Raw genomic sequence first — 16720 nt, 5'->3', positions numbered from 1 at the left:
CGCAGCGCCCAGCCCTTGCTGGGCGATACCCTTGAACAGGGCCCTTCAACTCGAGGAGCTGATGTGGGAGACCTACGAGGCAGGACGCACCGTGCGTAGCCGCCGTATGAATGACCCTGGCTGATTCCGAGCTACCGATGCGTGAGCCGATCGACCTGGTCGATTCAGCCGAACGAACCCGCGCGGCGCTCGCCGCCGTCGTGGCGCAGTTCTCGGAGGCCTGGGCGGCCGGCTCCCCGCCCGACCTGTCCGCTTACCTACCCGCCGAGCAAGCCGAGCGGCGCACGATCTTGATCGAACTGATCAAGGTCGACCTCGAGTACCGCTGGCTGCGCTACCACTTTCCCAAGCGGCTCATCGACTACCGCGCGGAGTTCCCCGAACTGCGCAATGGTCCTTTCCCGGCCGATCTGGTCTACGAGGAATACCACGCCATGCGCCGCGGCGAGCGGGGCGGCGACACCACCGACCTGACCGCCACCGCCACCGCCGCGGAACTCGACCGGCTCACCAGCGACTACCGCAGCACGATGATCGCTCGCCCGAGTGCCCAGGTCGCGCTCGACGCCATCGACGTCGGCGACCAAGTCGACGATTTCGACCTCCTCATGCGGATCGGGGTGGGCGCGTTCGCCCAGGTGTATCTCGCTCGCCAGCAATCGATGCAGCGACTGGTCGCGGTCAAGATCTCGCACAACCACGGCAACGAGCCGCAAACCCTCGCCCAGCTGGACCACGAATACATCGTGCGCATCTTCGATCAGCGGCTCATCGCCGACGACGAGCTGAAGCTGCTCTACATGCAGTACCTCCCCGGCGGGACGCTGCTCGACGTGCTGCGCCTGGCGCGCGCGACGCCGCCGCAGCAGCGTGGTGGGCAATTGCTGCTCGACGCCATCGACGAGGTGCTCGCCGACAAGGGCGAGGTCCGGCCGACCGAATCCGCCGTTCGGGCGCGGATCGCCGCGTTGACCTGGCCGGAGACCGTCGCCTGGCTGGGCCGCCGACTCGCGGACGCCCTACAGCACGCGTCCGAACGAGGGGTGCTGCATCGCGACATCAAACCCGCGAACGTGCTGCTGAGCGCCGAGGGAAGCCCGAAGCTGGCCGACTTCAACGTCAGCTTCAGCAAACGCGTCAAGGGCACCAGTCCGCTGGCGTACTTCGGCGGATCGCTGGCGTACATGTCGCCCGAACAGCTCGAAGCCTGCCATCCCGGCCTCCCGGCGACCGCGGGGGAACTGGACACGCGCAGTGACATCTTCGCGCTGGCCGTCATGCTGTGGGAGCTGCTCACCGGGCGCCGCCCCTTCGCGGACGAAACGTCCGCGGGTGATTCGCAGACGTCGCTGGCCCGCATGATCGAACTGCGGCGCAGCCCCGTGGAGCCTGCGTTCCTGTCGGAGCTGCCGCCGGATTGCCCCATGGCGCTGCGCCGGGTCCTGCTGACCTGTCTGTCGCCCGACCGCGCGGACCGCTACTCGTCCGGTTCGGAACTGGCTCAGCAGCTCGACTTGTGCCTGGAGCAGCGGGCACGCGATCTGGTCTATCCGCCCCCGGACAGCTGGCGCGCACGACTTTCCCGCAGGCCCACCCCGATCTTGTGGCTGTCCTCGCTGGTCGGCGTCGGACTGGCCACGGTCTATATGGCGGTGCACGTTCAAGAACTGATCAGGGAGCGCCTGTCCGATGCCACCAATGCGCAGCTCAACATGGGCGTCTACGTTTTCGTTCTCATCGCGGGGACGCTGTCGATCGTCATCTACGCGTATATGTCGCGTGATCTGGTCGCGGTTCCCCGCGGCTTGCGCAATGGCAGACGCTACGACGACGCGCTGCTCGCGCGAGTGCGGTCGCGAACGCTGTTCTGGGGTGACATGTGCGCGCTGAACACCTTCCAGACCGGGGTTTCGGCCACCGTGACGGGAGTCTTCCTGTGCCTGTGGCTCACCGATCTTCCCGCGCGGCTGGTGATCCACGCGGCGATGACCGTTTTCATGGCGGGCATCATCTCCGTCGCCTATACGTTCTTCCTGTCGACGTTCTACATCGTCCGCTGCGTCTATCCGGTCTATCTGCGCTACAGCCGCGCGACCGCACTCGACTCCGGTGACATTCGCACGCTGCGGCGCAGAACCACGGTGTATCTCGCGGTCACGGCCTCCGTGCCGCTGGTCGGGGTGCTGGCCGGATTCAGCCTGCTCGAACCCGAGGAACTTCCACTGGTGCGCGATTCCGTCCTGGGCTTGTGCGCGGTCGGCGGACTGGCTTTCGTCGCCGTGTATTGGCTGTACCGGACGCTCGACGCGGACCTGCGCGCGCTTCAGCGGGTGGTCCGGCGACCGGCGGCGGGCGTGCGCTGACCCACGCACACGCCCAGCACGGTCGCGCACGAGGCGCGCTCAGGTATCGCGGGAACACTCGCCCTGATGTTCGACGCCCCAGTGCACCAGCCCGGCTGCTATGGCGAGATAGAGGATCGCGGCCGCGACCACCAAGACGCCGTAGTCCGCTGTCCAGGCCGGAATCCTCGTCATGGCGGCGAGCGCGGCGACCACCATCGCCAAGCCCGAGACCTCCGCGACCGGTCCGAGGGGCGCCAAGTCGGTAGGGGAGCCGGAAGGCAACCGGGCGGACACGCGACCGTCGCTGCGCACTGTCCTACCGCTCACGGCAGATCACCACCGGGCTCGCCGCGTTGTGCAGCAGATTCTGACTCGTCGATCCGAGCAGGAGTCCGGTGAGACGGTTGTGCCCGCGGCTGCCGGTCAGCACCAGCTGCGCTTTCTCGGCGTGTTCGAGCAGGGCCTGTGCGGGCGTGGCCTTCTCGACCACTTGGGTGACCGCGACGTCGGGGAATTTGTCGCTCCATCCGGCTAAACGCTCGGACAGTAGTTCCTTCTCTTGCTGGGCCAGCGCGATCCATGTGTCGGGCACCGGAGTCCATTGCAGCAGGTCCGGGTCGTTCCACGCGTGTAAGGCGACCACTTCGACGCCCAGTGCGGAGGCCAGCTCATATGCCTCGCCGATCGCGGCGGCGCCACCGGGGCTCCCGTCGACGCCGACGAGAACCGGTCGCTCGTCCGGCAGCGGCTGGTCGAGCCGGCCGCGCCACACCGTCACCGGGCAGTTCGCCTTGTTGGCGACCGTGAGCGCGGTGGATCCGAGCAGCAGCGTGGAGAGCCGGTCTTGCGCTTTCGCCGCGACGACGACCATGCGTGCGCCCGCGCTGTGCTCGATCAGCTCGCGTGCGGGCGTGCCTTCTTCGACGATCTGGCGGATCTCCAGCTCCGGCTGCTCGGCGCGTACGGCCTCGAATGCCTCTCGGACCTTGTTCTTCGCCGCCGCTCGCAGCTCGGGACGCAGGTCGACCTCGGCCAAGACCGAGGTGGTCAGGGGGAAGTCGAGCGCGGGAACGACACCGAGCAGCACCAGCGGGGCATGCTGCCGATTCGCGATGGCTCCCGCCCAGCGCGCTGCGCCTACGGCGGCGGGGCTGCCATCGATTCCGACGACGATCGAGTGTCGGTCGACTGGTGTGCGCATCTGTGCTCCGATCACGGTTCCGGCGGGTTCGACTCTTACATTCCCAGCCCGCCGACCGTCCGCGCCGGGGGCGGTGGCCCCCGATGGAGAGGACCTAAGACCTTCGCCGAAGGTACGGACCTCGTGGTCTTGCCCGCGGGGGCTACCGCGCGAACCGGGCGATCGCCCGCCGGATCGCCGCACCCATGGCCGGGCTACCGGTGTGCCCGGAGTCGTCGATGACCCGCAATTCCGCCTCGGGCCATGCCTGGGCCAGCTGCCAGGCGGTGTACAGCGGGGCACTCAGGTCGAGTCGGCCGTGGATCAGCACGCCGGGAATGCCCGTCAGCCGGTGCACGTCGCGCAGCAACTGCCCGTCCTCCAACCAGGCCGCGTTGGCGAAGTAATGCGTGCAGATCCGGACGAAAGCCATACGCGCGGCGTCCGGCTTCGCGCTGTACTGCCCGGAGCTGCCGAGGTTTTCGTGCGCGATCACGGCGTCCTCCCATGCGCACCACCGCCGCGCCGCCGACTCGCGGGTGGCGGCGTCGGGACTCTCCACCAGCCGCCGGTAGGCCTCGACGAGATCGCCGTAGCGGTCGCCGAGCGGGACGCCGGTGCGGAAGGTCTCCCACTGCTCGGGCAGCAGCCGCGCGACGTCGCGGTAGAGCCAGTCGATCTCCTCTTGGCGGGTCATGGTGACGCCGGCCAGCACGATCCCGCCGACTCGCTCGGGAAAGCGCTGCGCGTAGGCGAGGATCAGCGTCGCCCCCCAGGACCCGCCGTAGAGCAGCCACTGGTCGATCCCGAGGTGCTCGCGCAGCCGTTCCATGTCCGCGATCAGGTGATGCGTGGTGTTGTGCGCGAGGTCGACCGCGGGGTCGGAGGCGTGCGGCAGACTCTCCCCGCAGCCGCGTTGATCGAACAGGACGATCCGGTAGGCCGCCGGGTCGAAGCTCTTGCGCGCTCCCCGCCGTCCACCGCCGCCCGGGCCGCCGTGCACCACCAGCGCGGGTTTGCCATTCGGGTTACCGCTGGTCTCCCAGTAGATCCGCTGGCCGTTTCCGACGTCGAGCAGCCCGTGGGCATAGGGCTCGATATCGGGAAAGGGCTGCGGCGTATCAAATCGCGGCTCAGGCGTGGACACGACCGATCACGCTACCGCCGAGCGTGGATCACCGCCCGGCGTCGCGAAATCACCGCTCACCGCCTGCCTATCGGCTCGTTCGCCGGCGGCGGTCCGGACGACCGCCGTAAGCGCGGGGCTCGCTCAGGCGGCCTGGGTCGCGGGGTCCGGCTTCGGGGCGGTGACCCGCTCGCGCGTACGCAACGAGGCCCACAGTGCGGCGGTGGCCGCGGTGCACGCCGCGGCCCCGCCCACGTGCACGACGACCAGCGCCGCGGGGACATCGGTGAAGTACTGCACGACGCCGACCAGCGCCTGCGAGCACACCAGGGCGAGCAGCACGAACAGCCGGGTGCGCACGGCCGGTGCGATGCCGACCGCGAACAGGCCGAACGTCAGGCCGACCAGCAGCGCGAGATACCCGACGAGCAGCTGCGAGTGCAGATGCACGAGGGTGACGATCTCGACCTGCAACCGCTCCACCTGACGCTCGATGCTCTTGTCGCCCGCGTGCGGACCCGCGGCGGTCACCAGGGTGCCCGCCACCAGGACGGCGCTGAGCGCGACCCCGGCGAGCGCGGTGAGCCAGCGCAGCGGCGCGGGCGCGCGCACGGCCTCGATGCCGTCGTCGGGCTCTCCGATCTTCGCGTACAGCACCATCGCGAGCCACACCATCACCATGGACGCGAGCAGGTGGGTCGCCACCGTCCACCACAGCAATCCGGTGCGCACGGTGATGCCGCCGATGATCGCCTGCACGACGGTGCCGCCGGGCATCAGCCACGCGTACACCAGCACCTCGCGGCGGCGGCGCGCCCTGGTCACCGCCAGCACGACCGCCGCGGCGCACAGCGTGACCAGGAAGGTGAGCAGCCGGTTGGAGAACTCGACCGCCTGATGGATCGCGGGAACCTCCGACACCGCGACGGGGGTGAAGCTGCCGGGGAAGCACTGCGGCCAGGTCGGGCAGCCCAGACCGGACGCGGTGACCCGCACGACGGCGCCGGTCACCGAGATGCCCGCTTGCGAGAGGACGACCGCGAGCGCGATCAGGCGCTGCGCTCGCAGCGAGGGCAGTGGCAGCTTGTCGACGAGTCGCAAGAACGCGCGATACAGCACGTCGAAAATGGTAGCCGGGCCGGATCCGGCGGCTTCACCCGGTCTACTACATTTCGTCGTTGAGACTCAGTGGAAGCGGAACAGGCGGGTGGCCGCAACGCCCGACACCGCGCCCCATACCGCGAGAACGGTGATCCCGAACCAGTCGACACCGGTGTCCATCGCGGTTTCCAGCGCTTCGGCCAGCGCGCCGGACGGCACCAGCCGGGCGAGCACGCTCACCGCGGCGGGCAGGTCGTCGGCGGCGAACACGATGCTGGCGACGCCGAGCATGACGAACCACAGGATGTTGGCCAGCGCGAGCACGACCTCGGCCTTCAGGGTGCCGCCCAGCAGCAGGCCCATCGCCGCGAAGGTCGCGGTGCCGAGCGCGATCACCGCCGCGCCCAGCAGCAGCCCGACGGGTTGCGGTCGCCAGCCCAGTGCGAAGCCGATGAGGCCGAGCAGGACGGCTTGCAGCACGACCACGATGAGCACCGCCGCGCTCTTGCCCGCGATGACGCCCCAGCGCGGCAGCGCCGTCGCCCCGAGCCGCTTGAGCGCGCCGTAGCGGCGGTCGAAGCCGACCGCGATGGCCTGACCGGTGAACGCGGTCGACATGACGGCCACCATCATCACCGCGGGCACGATCTTGTCCACCCGGTGCGCGCCGAGATCGCCGAACGGCAGCAGGCTCAGGCCGACCAGCAGGGTGATCGGAATGAACATGGTCAGCAGGAGTTGTTCGCCGTTGCGCAGCAACAGGATCAGCTCGAGCCTGGTCTGCGCCAGCAGCATCGCGGAGCGGCTGCTCGGGCGCGGGCCGGGTGCGAAGGTGCCCGGCGTGAATCGGTTGGCGGTCGCGTCGTGCTCGCTCATCCGCGCAGGTCCCGTCCGGTCAGTTCGAGGAAAACGTCTTCGAGGCGGCGCTGATCGATCCGGATGTCGGTGGCCAGCACGTTCATTCGCGCGCACCACGCGGTGACGGTCGCGAGCACCTGCGGATTGATCTCGCCCTCCACCAGATAGGTGCCGGGGGTGGTCTCCCGGGGCGCGAACCCTTCGGGCAGGGCGTTCGCCAGCAGTTCCAGGTCCAGTTTGGGCGGCGCGCTGAACCGCAGCTGCCCCGCCGCTCCGTGCGCGGTGACCTCGGCGGGGGTGCCGGAGGCGACGATGCGGCCGTGGTCGATGATCACCAGCTGGTCGGCGAGTTGCTCGGCCTCGTCCATCATGTGTGTGGTCAGCACGACGGTCACCCCGTCGCGGCGCAGGGCGTCGATCAACTCCCAGACGATCAGCCGGGCCTGGGCGTCCAGGCCCGCGGTCGGTTCGTCCAGGAACACGATCTCCGGTTTGCCCACCAGCGCGCAGGCGAGGGCGAGCCGCTGCTGCTGACCGCCGGAGAGGCGGCGATAGGGGGTGCGGCGGTTGTCCTGGAGGCCGAGCGTGCGCAGCAGCCAATCCGGGTCGAGCGGGTCCGCGGAGTAGGCGGCCACCAAGTCGAGCATTTCCCCCGCTCGCGCACCGGGATACGCGCCGCCGCCTTGCAGCATGACGCCGATCCGGGGGCGCAGCCGTTCGGAATCGGCGACGGGGTCGAGGCCGAGCACGCGCACCGTGCCCGCGTCCGGCGTGGCGAATCCCTCGCACATCTCCACCGTCGTGGTCTTGCCCGCGCCGTTCGGGCCGAGCAGCGCCAGCACCCGTGCCGGTTCGACTTCGAACGTCAGTCCGTCCACGGCCGTGGTCTCGCCGTACCGCTTGACGACGGCGTCGACGCTGACGGCCGGTCCGGAAGTCGTGGTCACGACTCAGCCTCGCGGGCGCTCGGTTTCGGCGCACCCGGTGATGCTGTGTAGATGGCTCCCTCGCCACGCTCGGTCACGATGTCACACCGTAGGAGGTGGGCACCTGTGACGGAGCCGACACCCCCGTCTGCCCACGCCAGGGCAGCGAATTGCGCGTGATCACGATGAACAGGACCCCGACGATCACGGTGGCGATCGCGGCGCCCACGATCTGGAACACCTCCAGATCGGCGCCGCGCGGCATCAGGATGACGCTCACGATCGCCGAGAACCCCACCGCCGGAACCCGGAACACCGGGCGGGTCGCCCAGGCCGCCATCGGCACGATCGCCCACAGCAGATACCAGGGCTGCACCACCGGGAACAGCAGCACGATCGCGCCGAGCGCCACGCCCAGCGCGCCGACCGCATGCAGCCGCCCGGTCCCGGTGGCGACCAGCATCCGGACGGTGAAGAAGCCCGCGACCACCGCCGCGATCGGGCGGGTGATGCTCAGCAGTGCGGTGGTGTGATCGCCGAGTCCCAGCAGCACACCGCCGAATCCGGTGATGATGCCGAGTGCGGTCGGCAGCGACATCCAGCTGCGCACCGCGTTCGCGGTGTTCAGCGTGTAGATCCAGCCGAATCCGAGCCCGCTCACCGAACTGATGAAAAGCGTTGTGCCGATGGCGATCGCGCCGAGCATGGCCGCCGCGATGGCGACGGTGCGCAGCGAGGCGCCCCAGCGCCGTGCCAGCGCCATCCCGACGAACCCGAGCACGATGATCGAGGTGAACTTGATCGTGGACGACAGCGTGATGATGATCGCCCCGCTGATCAGCCACGCGTAGGCCCGCCCGTCGAACGGGTGGGTGTCCTCGATGGCTCGCAGGCAGAATTCCAGGCCCGCCAGCATCAGTCCGAGCATCAGCGCGTCGTTGTGCACGCCGCCGACCAGATGGAACAGCACCAGCGGGTTGGCCGCGCCGAGCCACAGGGCGCTCACCGGCGCGACGCCGCAGCGCACCGAGAGCCGGGGCAGCGCCCAGACGATCAGCGCGACGCCGCCGAGCGCGAGGATCCGGTGCACCCACACGCCCGCGATGATGTTGTCACCGGTGAGTTCGGCGATGCCACGGCCGATCCAGAGGAACAGCGGACCGTAGGGCGCGGGGGTGTCGCGCCAGATGGTCGGCACGTTGTTGGTGAGGACGTTGTCGATCCCGAGTCCCGCGACCGGGCCTTCCTGATACGGGTCGATGCCGCGCGCGGCGATCTCGCTCTGTGCCAGATAGGAGTAGACATCGTTGCTGAACAGCGGGGGAGCGACGCTGAGCGGGATCAGCCACAGCAACAGCGTGCGGTCCAGCTGCGAGCGGGTCAGCCGGTGGATCGGGGAGCCGCCGATGCCGCCGATCGCGAATCGGCCCAGCAGCAGCCAGGCCAGCACGACCACGACGGTGCCGGTCATGCACATGGCCAGCGAGCCGGTATGGGCGCGGGCGAAGATGCCCAGCACGCGGACGCCGGAGGTCGGGTTCTGGTGCACCGGCTGCGCGCCGATGCCGAGCGCGCTGATCGCCATCAGCACCGTGCCCGTCGCGCCCATCAGGCGGATCCGGTCGAGCTGCGCCAGCTCCTTGCGGTCGAGACCGGGCACCTCCGACTCGTCGCTGTGCAGCACCGCGATGGTGTGATCGGCGGCGGGCACGTCGAGTCCGAGTGCCCGGCGCCCGACCGCCAGTGTCCTGCGCCGCGCGCCGTCCAGTACCGCCACGCAACGCAGCCTAGTTGGTGCGCGCATCCCGGTCTGTCGGGCCGATGTCAGCGGGGACGGGGAGTGTCGCCGGTGGGGTTCTCATCGGTTCGTCCCAGCCATTCCGACAGCAGGGCGCGTTCGGCGTCGGAGAGCATCGGCAGTTCCGGTGCGGCGGCTCGTAGCGCGGCCGCGGTGGCGTCGCGCGCGGAAAGTGGTGGGACGTCGGTCAGGATCGCGTGGGTCACCGCCTCGTACATCGCCTCGGCAAGCCCGAGGTCACGGTCTTGCGGTGGGACGGACAACAGGGCCAGGGCGGCCCCGGTCCCGGCGGCGTGGACGAGTTCGACGGCGCGGCGTTCGCCTACCCGGAGCCGGCCTGCCGCCGCGACGCGATGCACCCGGGCGCGCAACACCCGCAGCCCGGCGGCCGCGGCGGGTGAGGCGGTCCCGCGGTGCGGATCGGTGAGCATCGAGAAGACCGCCGGATTGGTCAGGGCGAAGTCGATGTGCATGTCCCATCCGGCGCGAAGATCGGCCACCGGGTCGCCCTGCTCGTCTGCGCGGGCCTTGCCCGCCACGTAGGTCGCGAAGACGTGCTCGGCGACGGCATCGAGCAACGCGTCCTTGTCGTCGAAGAACCGGTAGATGGTCGGTGCCTGCATGCCCGCCGCGTGCGCGACCGCGCGGGTGGTGACAGCGTGCGGGCCCTGTTCGCGTAACAGCCGCCCAGCCACCTCGACGATGCGCTCCCTGGTCTCGTGCCTGCTCGCGCTGCTCGACCTCGACTCTGCCATGCGGCCATCCTAATCGGTGCTAATATCGGCGTTGCTAACAATGATATTATCAATGTTAAGGAGCGCGGAATGATCATCGTCACCGGAGGCACGGGACTGCTCGGCTCTCAGATCGTCGATCGGCTGCTGGAACGGGTACCAGCCGCTCGGGTCGGCGTCAGCGTCCGCGATATCGACCGGGCGGGCGAGTTGGCCGCCCGCGGTGTGCGGGTGCGGCGCGGCGACTTCACCGACCCGTCGTCCCTGGCCGAGGCATTCGAAGGCGCGAACCAAGTGCTGATCGTCTCGGCGAACCTGACCGGGGAGGCGGCCGTCGCCGCGCACGTCGCGGCGATCGACGCCGCACGAGCGGCCGGGGCCGGGCGCATCGTCTACACCAGCCATCAGGCCGCCGCCGAGGATTCGGTGTTCGAGCCCATGCCGGATCACGCCGCGACCGAGCGCTACCTGGCGGCGACGGGCATACCGTTCACCGCACTGCGCAACGGGTTCTACGCCGGCACGGTCCCGCTCTTGCTCGGCTCGGCGCTGGACACCGGTGAACTGATCGCACCGGCCGATGGCCCCGTCTCTTGGACCGCCCATGCCGACCTCGCCGAAGCGGCGGCGATCATCCTCGCCGACGAGGGCCGGTTCGACGGACCGACCCCGCCGCTGACCGCACCGGAGGCCCTCGACCTCGCCGACATCGCCGCCATCCTCACCGAACAGAGCGGACGAACGATCCGCCGCGTCGTCGCCGAGGACTCCGAATGGGCCGCTTCCCTGGTCGCTCACGGAGTCCCCGAGGAGCGGGCCGCCATGCTCCTCGGCATGTTCCGGGCCGCCCGCCGCGGGGAGTTCGCCACGACCGCCGGCCACCTCGAAAGCCTCCTCCAGCGCCCCGCCATACCGGTGAGTTCGATTCTGTCGGCGGCCACCGCTTGCTGAGCACGACCTACCCCAGGCCTGGACCGCACGCGATCAATGGCACTCCTCGGGACAAGGCGTTGTCGGCACCTGCCGAATGCGCGGCACCGCGGGGAGTTCCGGATTCCCCCGGCCTGGTTCGAGCGACGATCCCGCGCCGCGAACGGACCCTGGTCGTTCCGACCGGACCTGCCCCGCTCGCGGGGCACAATCGACAGATGGTTTCGGAGTCCAGGCGGCGGATCGAGGTGGCCGCGTCCGGGCTGCTGGCGCGGCACGGGTATCACGGGTTCGGTCTGAAGGCGTTGAGCGAGGCGGCCGAACTGCCGTATGGCTCGATCTACCACCACTTTCCGGGAGGTAAGGAGGAGATCGCGGTCGCGGCGATCACCGGGACCGGCGTGCTGACCGGCCGGATGATCCGGCAGGCGCCCACCGATGTGTTCGCCACCTTGGCCACGCTGTTCGAATTCATGGTCGGCAAGCTCGCGGACTCTGAGTGGACGGACGGATGCCCGGTCGGGACGCCCGCGCTGGACGGTGGCAGTGACGTCGAAGCGGTGCGCTCGGCCTGTGTGCACGCCTTCGAGGCGATGGAGCAGGCCTTCGCCGGACTGCTCGCCGAACTGGGGCTCGGCGGCGAGGAGGCGACAGAGCTGGCCACGACGGTGGTCGCCGCCTATGAGGGCGCCACGATCCTGGCCCGGATCCGGCAGACGGACGCCCCGCTGCGCACGGTCGCGAAGTCGATGGAGCGGTTGATCCGGTCGACCTTCGCGGCGGCGGGGATCGGCGGTCCAGAGCCCGCGCCGCGCCGAGCGGCGGCCACCGGCGAGTCCGGCGCCGCCACGCGTCCCGGAAAATTTCCGGACACTCCTGCCCGGCAAGGCGATACCGCATCGAACGCTTGACTAGAAAGAACGTTCTAGCGACACTCGGACGATGAAGCGTCTGATGCTGACCGGCCCTGGCGCGATGCGCTGGGAAGAACATCCCGAACCCGTGCTGAGCGGGCCCGGTCAAGCGCTGGTGCGGCCCGTCGCGCTGGCCACCTGTGACATCGACCCGGCCGTTCTGCGCGGAGCCTTCCCGCTGCTCGGTCCGTATCCGTTCGGGCACGAGGGAGTGGCAGAAGTCGTCGAGATCGGGCCGGAGGTGCGCGGCGTCGCCGTCGGCGACCTGGTCGTGGTGCCGTTCCAGATCTCCTGCGGCGCGTGCCGGGCGTGCGCACGCGGGCGGACCGGGAACTGTGTGAGCCATCCGCGGCTGTCGTCGTTCGGCCTCGGCGCCATGGGCGGGCTGGACTGGGGCGGGCTGTGGGCCGACCTGGCGCTGGTGCCGCACGCGGACGCCATGCTGGTGCGGCTGCCCTCCGGCGTCGACCCGGCCGCGGTGGCCAGCGCGAGCGACAACATCCCGGACGCCTATCGCTCGGTGGGCCCGCGGCTGGCCGACGATCCGGCCGCCGAAGTGCTGGTCATCGGCGGCCCCGCCGCTCCGTCGATCGGTCTGTACGCCGCCGGGCTCGCCGTCGCCCTCGGCTCCGCCCGGGTGGTCTATCTCGACGATTCCGGTCGGCGACTGGACATCGCGAAGTCGCTCGGCGCGGAGGCGATCGAAGGGCCCCGGGCCGCGCGGGTGGGGCGGTTCCCGATCGTCGTGGAGGCGGCGGGCGGGGCGAAAGCGTTGCGCGGGGCGATCGACGCGACGGCGTACGACGGCTGGTGCACGAGCGTCAGCGTCCAAGCGCAGGACGTCGCGCTGCCGCTCTTCGGCATGTACACCCGCTGCTGCACCTTCCACACCGGCCGCGCGCACGTGCGCCCGGTCATTCCCGAGGTCCTCGATCTCGTGGCGGCCGGTCGCTTCGATCCGTCACTGGTCACCACCACGACGGTCCCGTGGGAGGACTCGATGGAGGCGCTGCTGGAGACGCCGATGAAACTGGTGGCCGTGCGCTGAACGGCTGTGACGAATCGCACTGCGGACCGTCGCGACCCGGTGTCCGGTGGCGACGATCACGCGGCGGAGGCGGTCGCGGCGGTTCCGAGTTCGCGCGAACTCGCCCCGGCCGGTTCGATCAGCGTTTTCTCTGCGCAGGTCAGACGGGAAAGACGGGCTTCGGGCCCAGCGCCGCGCCGGTGGACACCTGTCCGGATGATCGGGGCGTTAACCACCGCCGGACCGGAATCCCCGCAGGTCGATCGCGCCGCTGACTCAGGGCACCCTTATTAGATTTCCGGAACGAATTCCGCCACACTGATGTTGTGAAAACCGTGGGTTTGCGGAGGAACGACGAAGGGACTGGTCGCCGGACCGGTGCCGGGTCGGTTGCTGCGCCCGCGGCGGTCGGCGGCGAAGGGCATACCCGAGCGGCCATCGTCCAGCTGCTGCTGGAGGAAGGACCGATCACCGCCACCGCCATCGGGAACAGGCTCGGCCTCGCCCCGGCGGGCGTGCGCAGGCATCTGGACGCCTTGATCGACTCCGGCCGAGCGCGAGCCACTCGATCGGCGCCCTGGCAGCAGAAGGGCCGGGGCCGCCCGGCCAAGCAGTACCAGCTCACCGCGGCCGGACGAGGCGACCTCGGCCACGCCTACGACGATTTGGCGGGGGCCGCGATCCGGCAGCTCGGGGAGATCGGCGGCGAACAGGCCATCACCGAGTTCGCCCGCAAACGAGCACGCACTATCGTGGCCGGGATCGAACCGGTCGGTGAGCACACCACCGAACAAACCGAGGCCAAGGCCGAGGAGATCGCCGAGGCGTTCACCGACGCCGGGTTCGCCGCCACCACCCGCAAGGTGGGCGCGGGCGTGCAGATCTGCCAGCACCACTGCCCCGTGGCACACGTCGCCGAGGAGTTCCCTCAGCTGTGCGCGGCGGAGCTCGAGGCGTTCCGGGAGCTGCTCGGCACGCACGTGCAGCGGCTGGCCACGATCGCCAACGGCGACTGCGCGTGCACCACGCACGTGCCGCTGCTGGTCCTGCCCGCCGACCGGACCGGAACTTCAGTACCAACCGCTGCACAGCCCGCAGCGGTACGAACGAACGACTCCGGAAGGAGTGCCGAATGACGACGACCACCGACCAGGTGCAACCGCTCACCCAGGAAGAGGCCATCGCCTCGCTGGGCAAATACGGTTACGGCTGGGCCGATTCGGATGTGGCCGGCGCCAGCGCGCAACGAGGTCTGTCCGAGGCGGTTGTCCGCGACATCTCGGCGAAGAAGAACGAGCCGGACTGGATGCTCGAACTGCGACTCAAGGCGCTGCGCATCTTCGATCGCAAGCCGATGCCGCTGTGGGGCTCCAACCTCGATGGCATCGACTTCGACAACATCAAGTACTTCGTGCGCTCCACCGAGAAGCAGGCCGCGTCCTGGGACGAGCTGCCCGAGGACATCAAGAACACCTACGACAAGCTGGGCATCCCCGAGGCGGAGAAGCAGCGGCTGGTCTCCGGTGTCGCCGCGCAGTACGAGTCCGAGGTCGTCTACCACCAGATCCGTGAGGACCTGGAGCAGCAGGGCGTCATCTTCCTCGACACCGACACGGCGTTGAAGGAGCACCCGGAGATCTTCCGGCAGTACTTCGGCACGGTGATCCCCGCGGGCGACAACAAGTTCTCCGCGCTGAACACCGCCGTGTGGTCGGGTGGGTCGTTCATCTACGTGCCGCCGGGCGTGCACGTCGACATCCCGCTGCAGGCCTACTTCCGGATCAACACCGAGAACATGGGCCAGTTCGAGCGGACCCTGATCATCGTCGACGAGGGCGCCTACGTGCACTACGTCGAGGGTTGCACCGCGCCGATCTACAAGTCCGACTCGCTGCACTCCGCCGTGGTGGAGATCATCGTGAAGAAGGGCGGCCGCTGCCGCTACACCACCATCCAGAACTGGTCGAACAACGTCTACAACCTGGTCACCAAGCGGGCCAAGGCCGAGGCGGGCGCGACCATGGAGTGGATCGACGGCAACATCGGTTCCAAGGTCACCATGAAGTACCCGGCGGTCTGGATGACCGGCGAGTACGCCAAGGGCGAGGTGCTCTCGGTAGCGTTCGCCGGCGAGGGCCAGCACCAGGACACCGGTGCGAAGATGCTCCACCTCGCGCCGCACACCTCCTCGACCATCGTGTCGAAGTCGGTGGCGCGCGGCGGCGGCCGGGCCTCCTACCGTGGCCTTGTCCAGGTGAACAAGGGCGCGCACGGCTCGAAGTCGACGGTGAAGTGTGACGCGCTGCTGGTCGACACGATCAGCCGCTCGGACACCTACCCCTACGTCGACATCCGTGAGGACGACGTGACCATGGGTCACGAGGCGACCGTCTCGAAGGTCTCCGAGGATCAGTTGTTCTACCTGATGAGCCGCGGCCTCACCGAGGACGAGGCGATGGCGATGGTGGTGCGCGGCTTCGTCGAGCCGATCGCCAAGGAACTGCCGATGGAGTACGCGCTCGAACTGAACCGCCTGATCGAACTGCAAATGGAAGGAGCCGTCGGCTGATGGCCGTGGAGAACATTGCCGAAGCCGCCGAAGCTCGCACCCCCGCGGTCAACAAGGGCGAAGTCTTCACCTCGTTCGACGTCGACGCCTTCGAGGTGCCTTCCGCCAAGGACGAGGCGTGGCGGTTCACGCCGCTGCGCCGCTTGCGCGGATTGCAGGACGGTACCGCGGTTCGCGACGGCCACGCGACTGTCGAGGTCGCGGCGGCCGATGGCGTGACCGTGGAGACGGTCGACCGGACCGACAGCAGGCTCGGCGAGGCCGGTGTGCCCTCGGACCGTGTTGCCGCGCAGGCATACTCGGGCTTCGAGCAGGCCACTGTCGTGTCGGTCGGCGAGGAGATCGAGGTCGCCGAGCCGGTGGTCGTCACCATCACCGGTCCCGGCGAGGGCAAGACCGCTTACGGCCACTTGCAGATCCGGCTGGACGCCTTCGCCAAGGTCACGGTGGTCATCGACCAGCGCGGCAGCGGAACCTACGCGGAGAACGTGGAATTCGTGCTCGGCGATTCGGCCAAGCTGACCGTCGTGGCCGTGCAGGATTGGGCCGACGACGCGGTGCACGCCACCGCGCACCACGCCGAGATCGGCCGCGACGCCACCCTGCGGCACATCTCGGTCACCCTCGGCGGCGACCTGGTGCGCCTGACCGGCAACGTCCGCTACGACGGCCCCGGCGGCGACGCCGAACTGCTCGGCCTCTACTTCGCCGACGCGGGCCAGCATTTCGAGCAGCGCCTGCTGGTCGACCACGCGGTGCCGAACTGCAAGTCGAACGTGCTGTACAAGGGTGCGCTGCAAGGCGATCCGAACTCCCCGAAGGGCGACGCACGCACCGTGTGGGTGGGCGACGTGCTCATCCGCGCCGCCGCCGAGGGCACCGACACCTTCGAGGTGAACCGCAACCTGGTGCTCACCGACGGCGCCCGCGCGGACTCGGTGCCGAACCTGGAGATCGAGACCGGCGAGATCGTCGGCGCCGGACACGCGTCCGCGACCGGCAGGTTCGACGACGAGCAGCTGTTCTACCTGCGCGCCCGCGGCATCCCGGAGGACGCCGCCCGCCGCTTGGTGGTGCGCGGGTTCTTCCACGAGATCATCCAGAAGATCGCGGTGCCCGAAATCCGAGACCGGCTGGAGGCGGCCATCGAGGCCGAACTCGCCGCCATCGGCGCCTGATCAACGACGACCCCATATTCGGCAAAGGAATTCG

General features: G+C 69.4%; 15 protein-coding genes. 7 read left to right on the top strand and 8 right to left on the bottom strand.

Going from position 1 to position 16720, the window contains the following annotated elements; genetic code table 11:
* The first annotated feature begins 137 nt into the window (after positions 1–137).
* A complete protein-coding gene (locus tag ABZ803_RS03280) occupies positions 138–2363 on the top strand; it encodes a serine/threonine-protein kinase (protein ID WP_357032097.1) in 2226 nt (741 codons plus the stop codon).
* A gap of 39 nt (positions 2364–2402) precedes the next feature.
* On the opposite strand, the gene ABZ803_RS03275 is transcribed toward ABZ803_RS03280, so the two are convergent.
* The 8 genes from ABZ803_RS03275 to ABZ803_RS03240 all read right to left on the bottom strand — a co-directional run bounded on the left by ABZ803_RS03275 (position 2403) and on the right by ABZ803_RS03240 (position 10089).
* Complete coding sequence (locus tag ABZ803_RS03275) at positions 2403–2672, bottom strand: hypothetical protein (protein WP_357032093.1); 270 nt, start codon at positions 2670–2672, stop codon at positions 2403–2405.
* A complete protein-coding gene (locus tag ABZ803_RS03270) occupies positions 2662–3546 on the bottom strand; it encodes a universal stress protein (protein ID WP_357032090.1) in 885 nt (294 codons plus the stop codon). The genes ABZ803_RS03275 and ABZ803_RS03270 overlap by 11 nt, the downstream gene beginning before the upstream one ends.
* A 142-nt stretch (positions 3547–3688) precedes the next feature.
* Positions 3689–4672 carry a prolyl aminopeptidase gene (gene pip / locus ABZ803_RS03265; RefSeq protein ID WP_357032087.1) on the bottom strand — a complete coding sequence of 328 codons (984 nt, stop codon included), beginning with the start codon at positions 4670–4672 and terminating at the stop codon, positions 3689–3691.
* Positions 4673–4795: 123 nt separating this feature from the next.
* Positions 4796–5770 (bottom strand): heme A synthase, encoded by a 975-nt coding sequence (locus ABZ803_RS03260; RefSeq protein ID WP_357032084.1) that lies wholly within the window; start codon positions 5768–5770, stop codon positions 4796–4798.
* A gap of 66 nt (positions 5771–5836) precedes the next feature.
* A complete protein-coding gene (locus tag ABZ803_RS03255; protein WP_357032081.1) occupies positions 5837–6628 on the bottom strand; it encodes an ABC transporter permease in 792 nt (263 codons plus the stop codon).
* Entirely contained in the window at positions 6625–7557 is a 933-nt protein-coding gene (locus ABZ803_RS03250) for an ABC transporter ATP-binding protein (RefSeq protein WP_062974856.1), read from the bottom strand. The genes ABZ803_RS03255 and ABZ803_RS03250 overlap by 4 nt, the downstream gene beginning before the upstream one ends.
* A 73-nt stretch (positions 7558–7630) precedes the next feature.
* Entirely contained in the window at positions 7631–9313 is a 1683-nt protein-coding gene (gene mptB / locus ABZ803_RS03245; protein ID WP_357032078.1) for a polyprenol phosphomannose-dependent alpha 1,6 mannosyltransferase MptB, read from the bottom strand.
* A 47-nt stretch (positions 9314–9360) separates the two neighbouring features.
* The gene (locus tag ABZ803_RS03240) at positions 9361–10089 is read right to left on the bottom strand and encodes a TetR/AcrR family transcriptional regulator (RefSeq protein ID WP_357032075.1); all 729 of its coding nucleotides are present in this window, start codon (positions 10087–10089) and stop codon (positions 9361–9363) included.
* Positions 10090–10158: 69 nt separating this feature from the next.
* On the opposite strand from ABZ803_RS03240, the gene ABZ803_RS03235 reads away from it, so the two are divergent.
* From ABZ803_RS03235 to sufD, 6 genes are all read left to right on the top strand, one after another.
* Positions 10159–11019, top strand: coding sequence for an NmrA family NAD(P)-binding protein (locus ABZ803_RS03235; protein WP_357032072.1), 861 nt, complete (start codon positions 10159–10161; stop codon positions 11017–11019).
* A 197-nt stretch (positions 11020–11216) separates the two neighbouring features.
* Positions 11217–11909 carry a TetR/AcrR family transcriptional regulator gene (locus tag ABZ803_RS03230; protein WP_357032069.1) on the top strand — a complete coding sequence of 231 codons (693 nt, stop codon included), beginning with the start codon at positions 11217–11219 and terminating at the stop codon, positions 11907–11909.
* A gap of 31 nt (positions 11910–11940) precedes the next feature.
* Entirely contained in the window at positions 11941–12960 is a 1020-nt protein-coding gene (locus ABZ803_RS03225; protein WP_357032066.1) for an alcohol dehydrogenase catalytic domain-containing protein, read from the top strand.
* A 305-nt stretch (positions 12961–13265) separates the two neighbouring features.
* Positions 13266–14075: a metalloregulator ArsR/SmtB family transcription factor gene (locus ABZ803_RS03220; RefSeq protein WP_357032063.1), complete on the top strand. Its 810-nt coding sequence runs from the start codon at positions 13266–13268 to the stop codon at positions 14073–14075.
* Positions 14072–15508: a Fe-S cluster assembly protein SufB gene (sufB, locus tag ABZ803_RS03215; RefSeq protein ID WP_357032060.1), complete on the top strand. Its 1437-nt coding sequence runs from the start codon at positions 14072–14074 to the stop codon at positions 15506–15508. Before ABZ803_RS03220 ends, sufB begins: the two co-directional genes overlap by 4 nt.
* On the top strand, positions 15508–16686 hold the full coding sequence (gene sufD, locus ABZ803_RS03210) for a Fe-S cluster assembly protein SufD (RefSeq protein ID WP_357032057.1): 1179 nt from the start codon (positions 15508–15510) through the stop codon (positions 16684–16686). Before sufB ends, sufD begins: the two co-directional genes overlap by 1 nt.
* Positions 16687–16720 lie beyond the last annotated feature (34 nt).

This window comes from Nocardia sp. NPDC047648, assembly GCF_040642815.1.
Taxonomy (GTDB): Bacteria; Actinomycetota; Actinomycetes; order Mycobacteriales; family Mycobacteriaceae; genus Nocardia; species Nocardia gamkensis.
The sequence above is the reverse complement of the archived record's forward strand: the minus strand, read 5'-3'. Positions and strand labels throughout refer to the sequence as shown.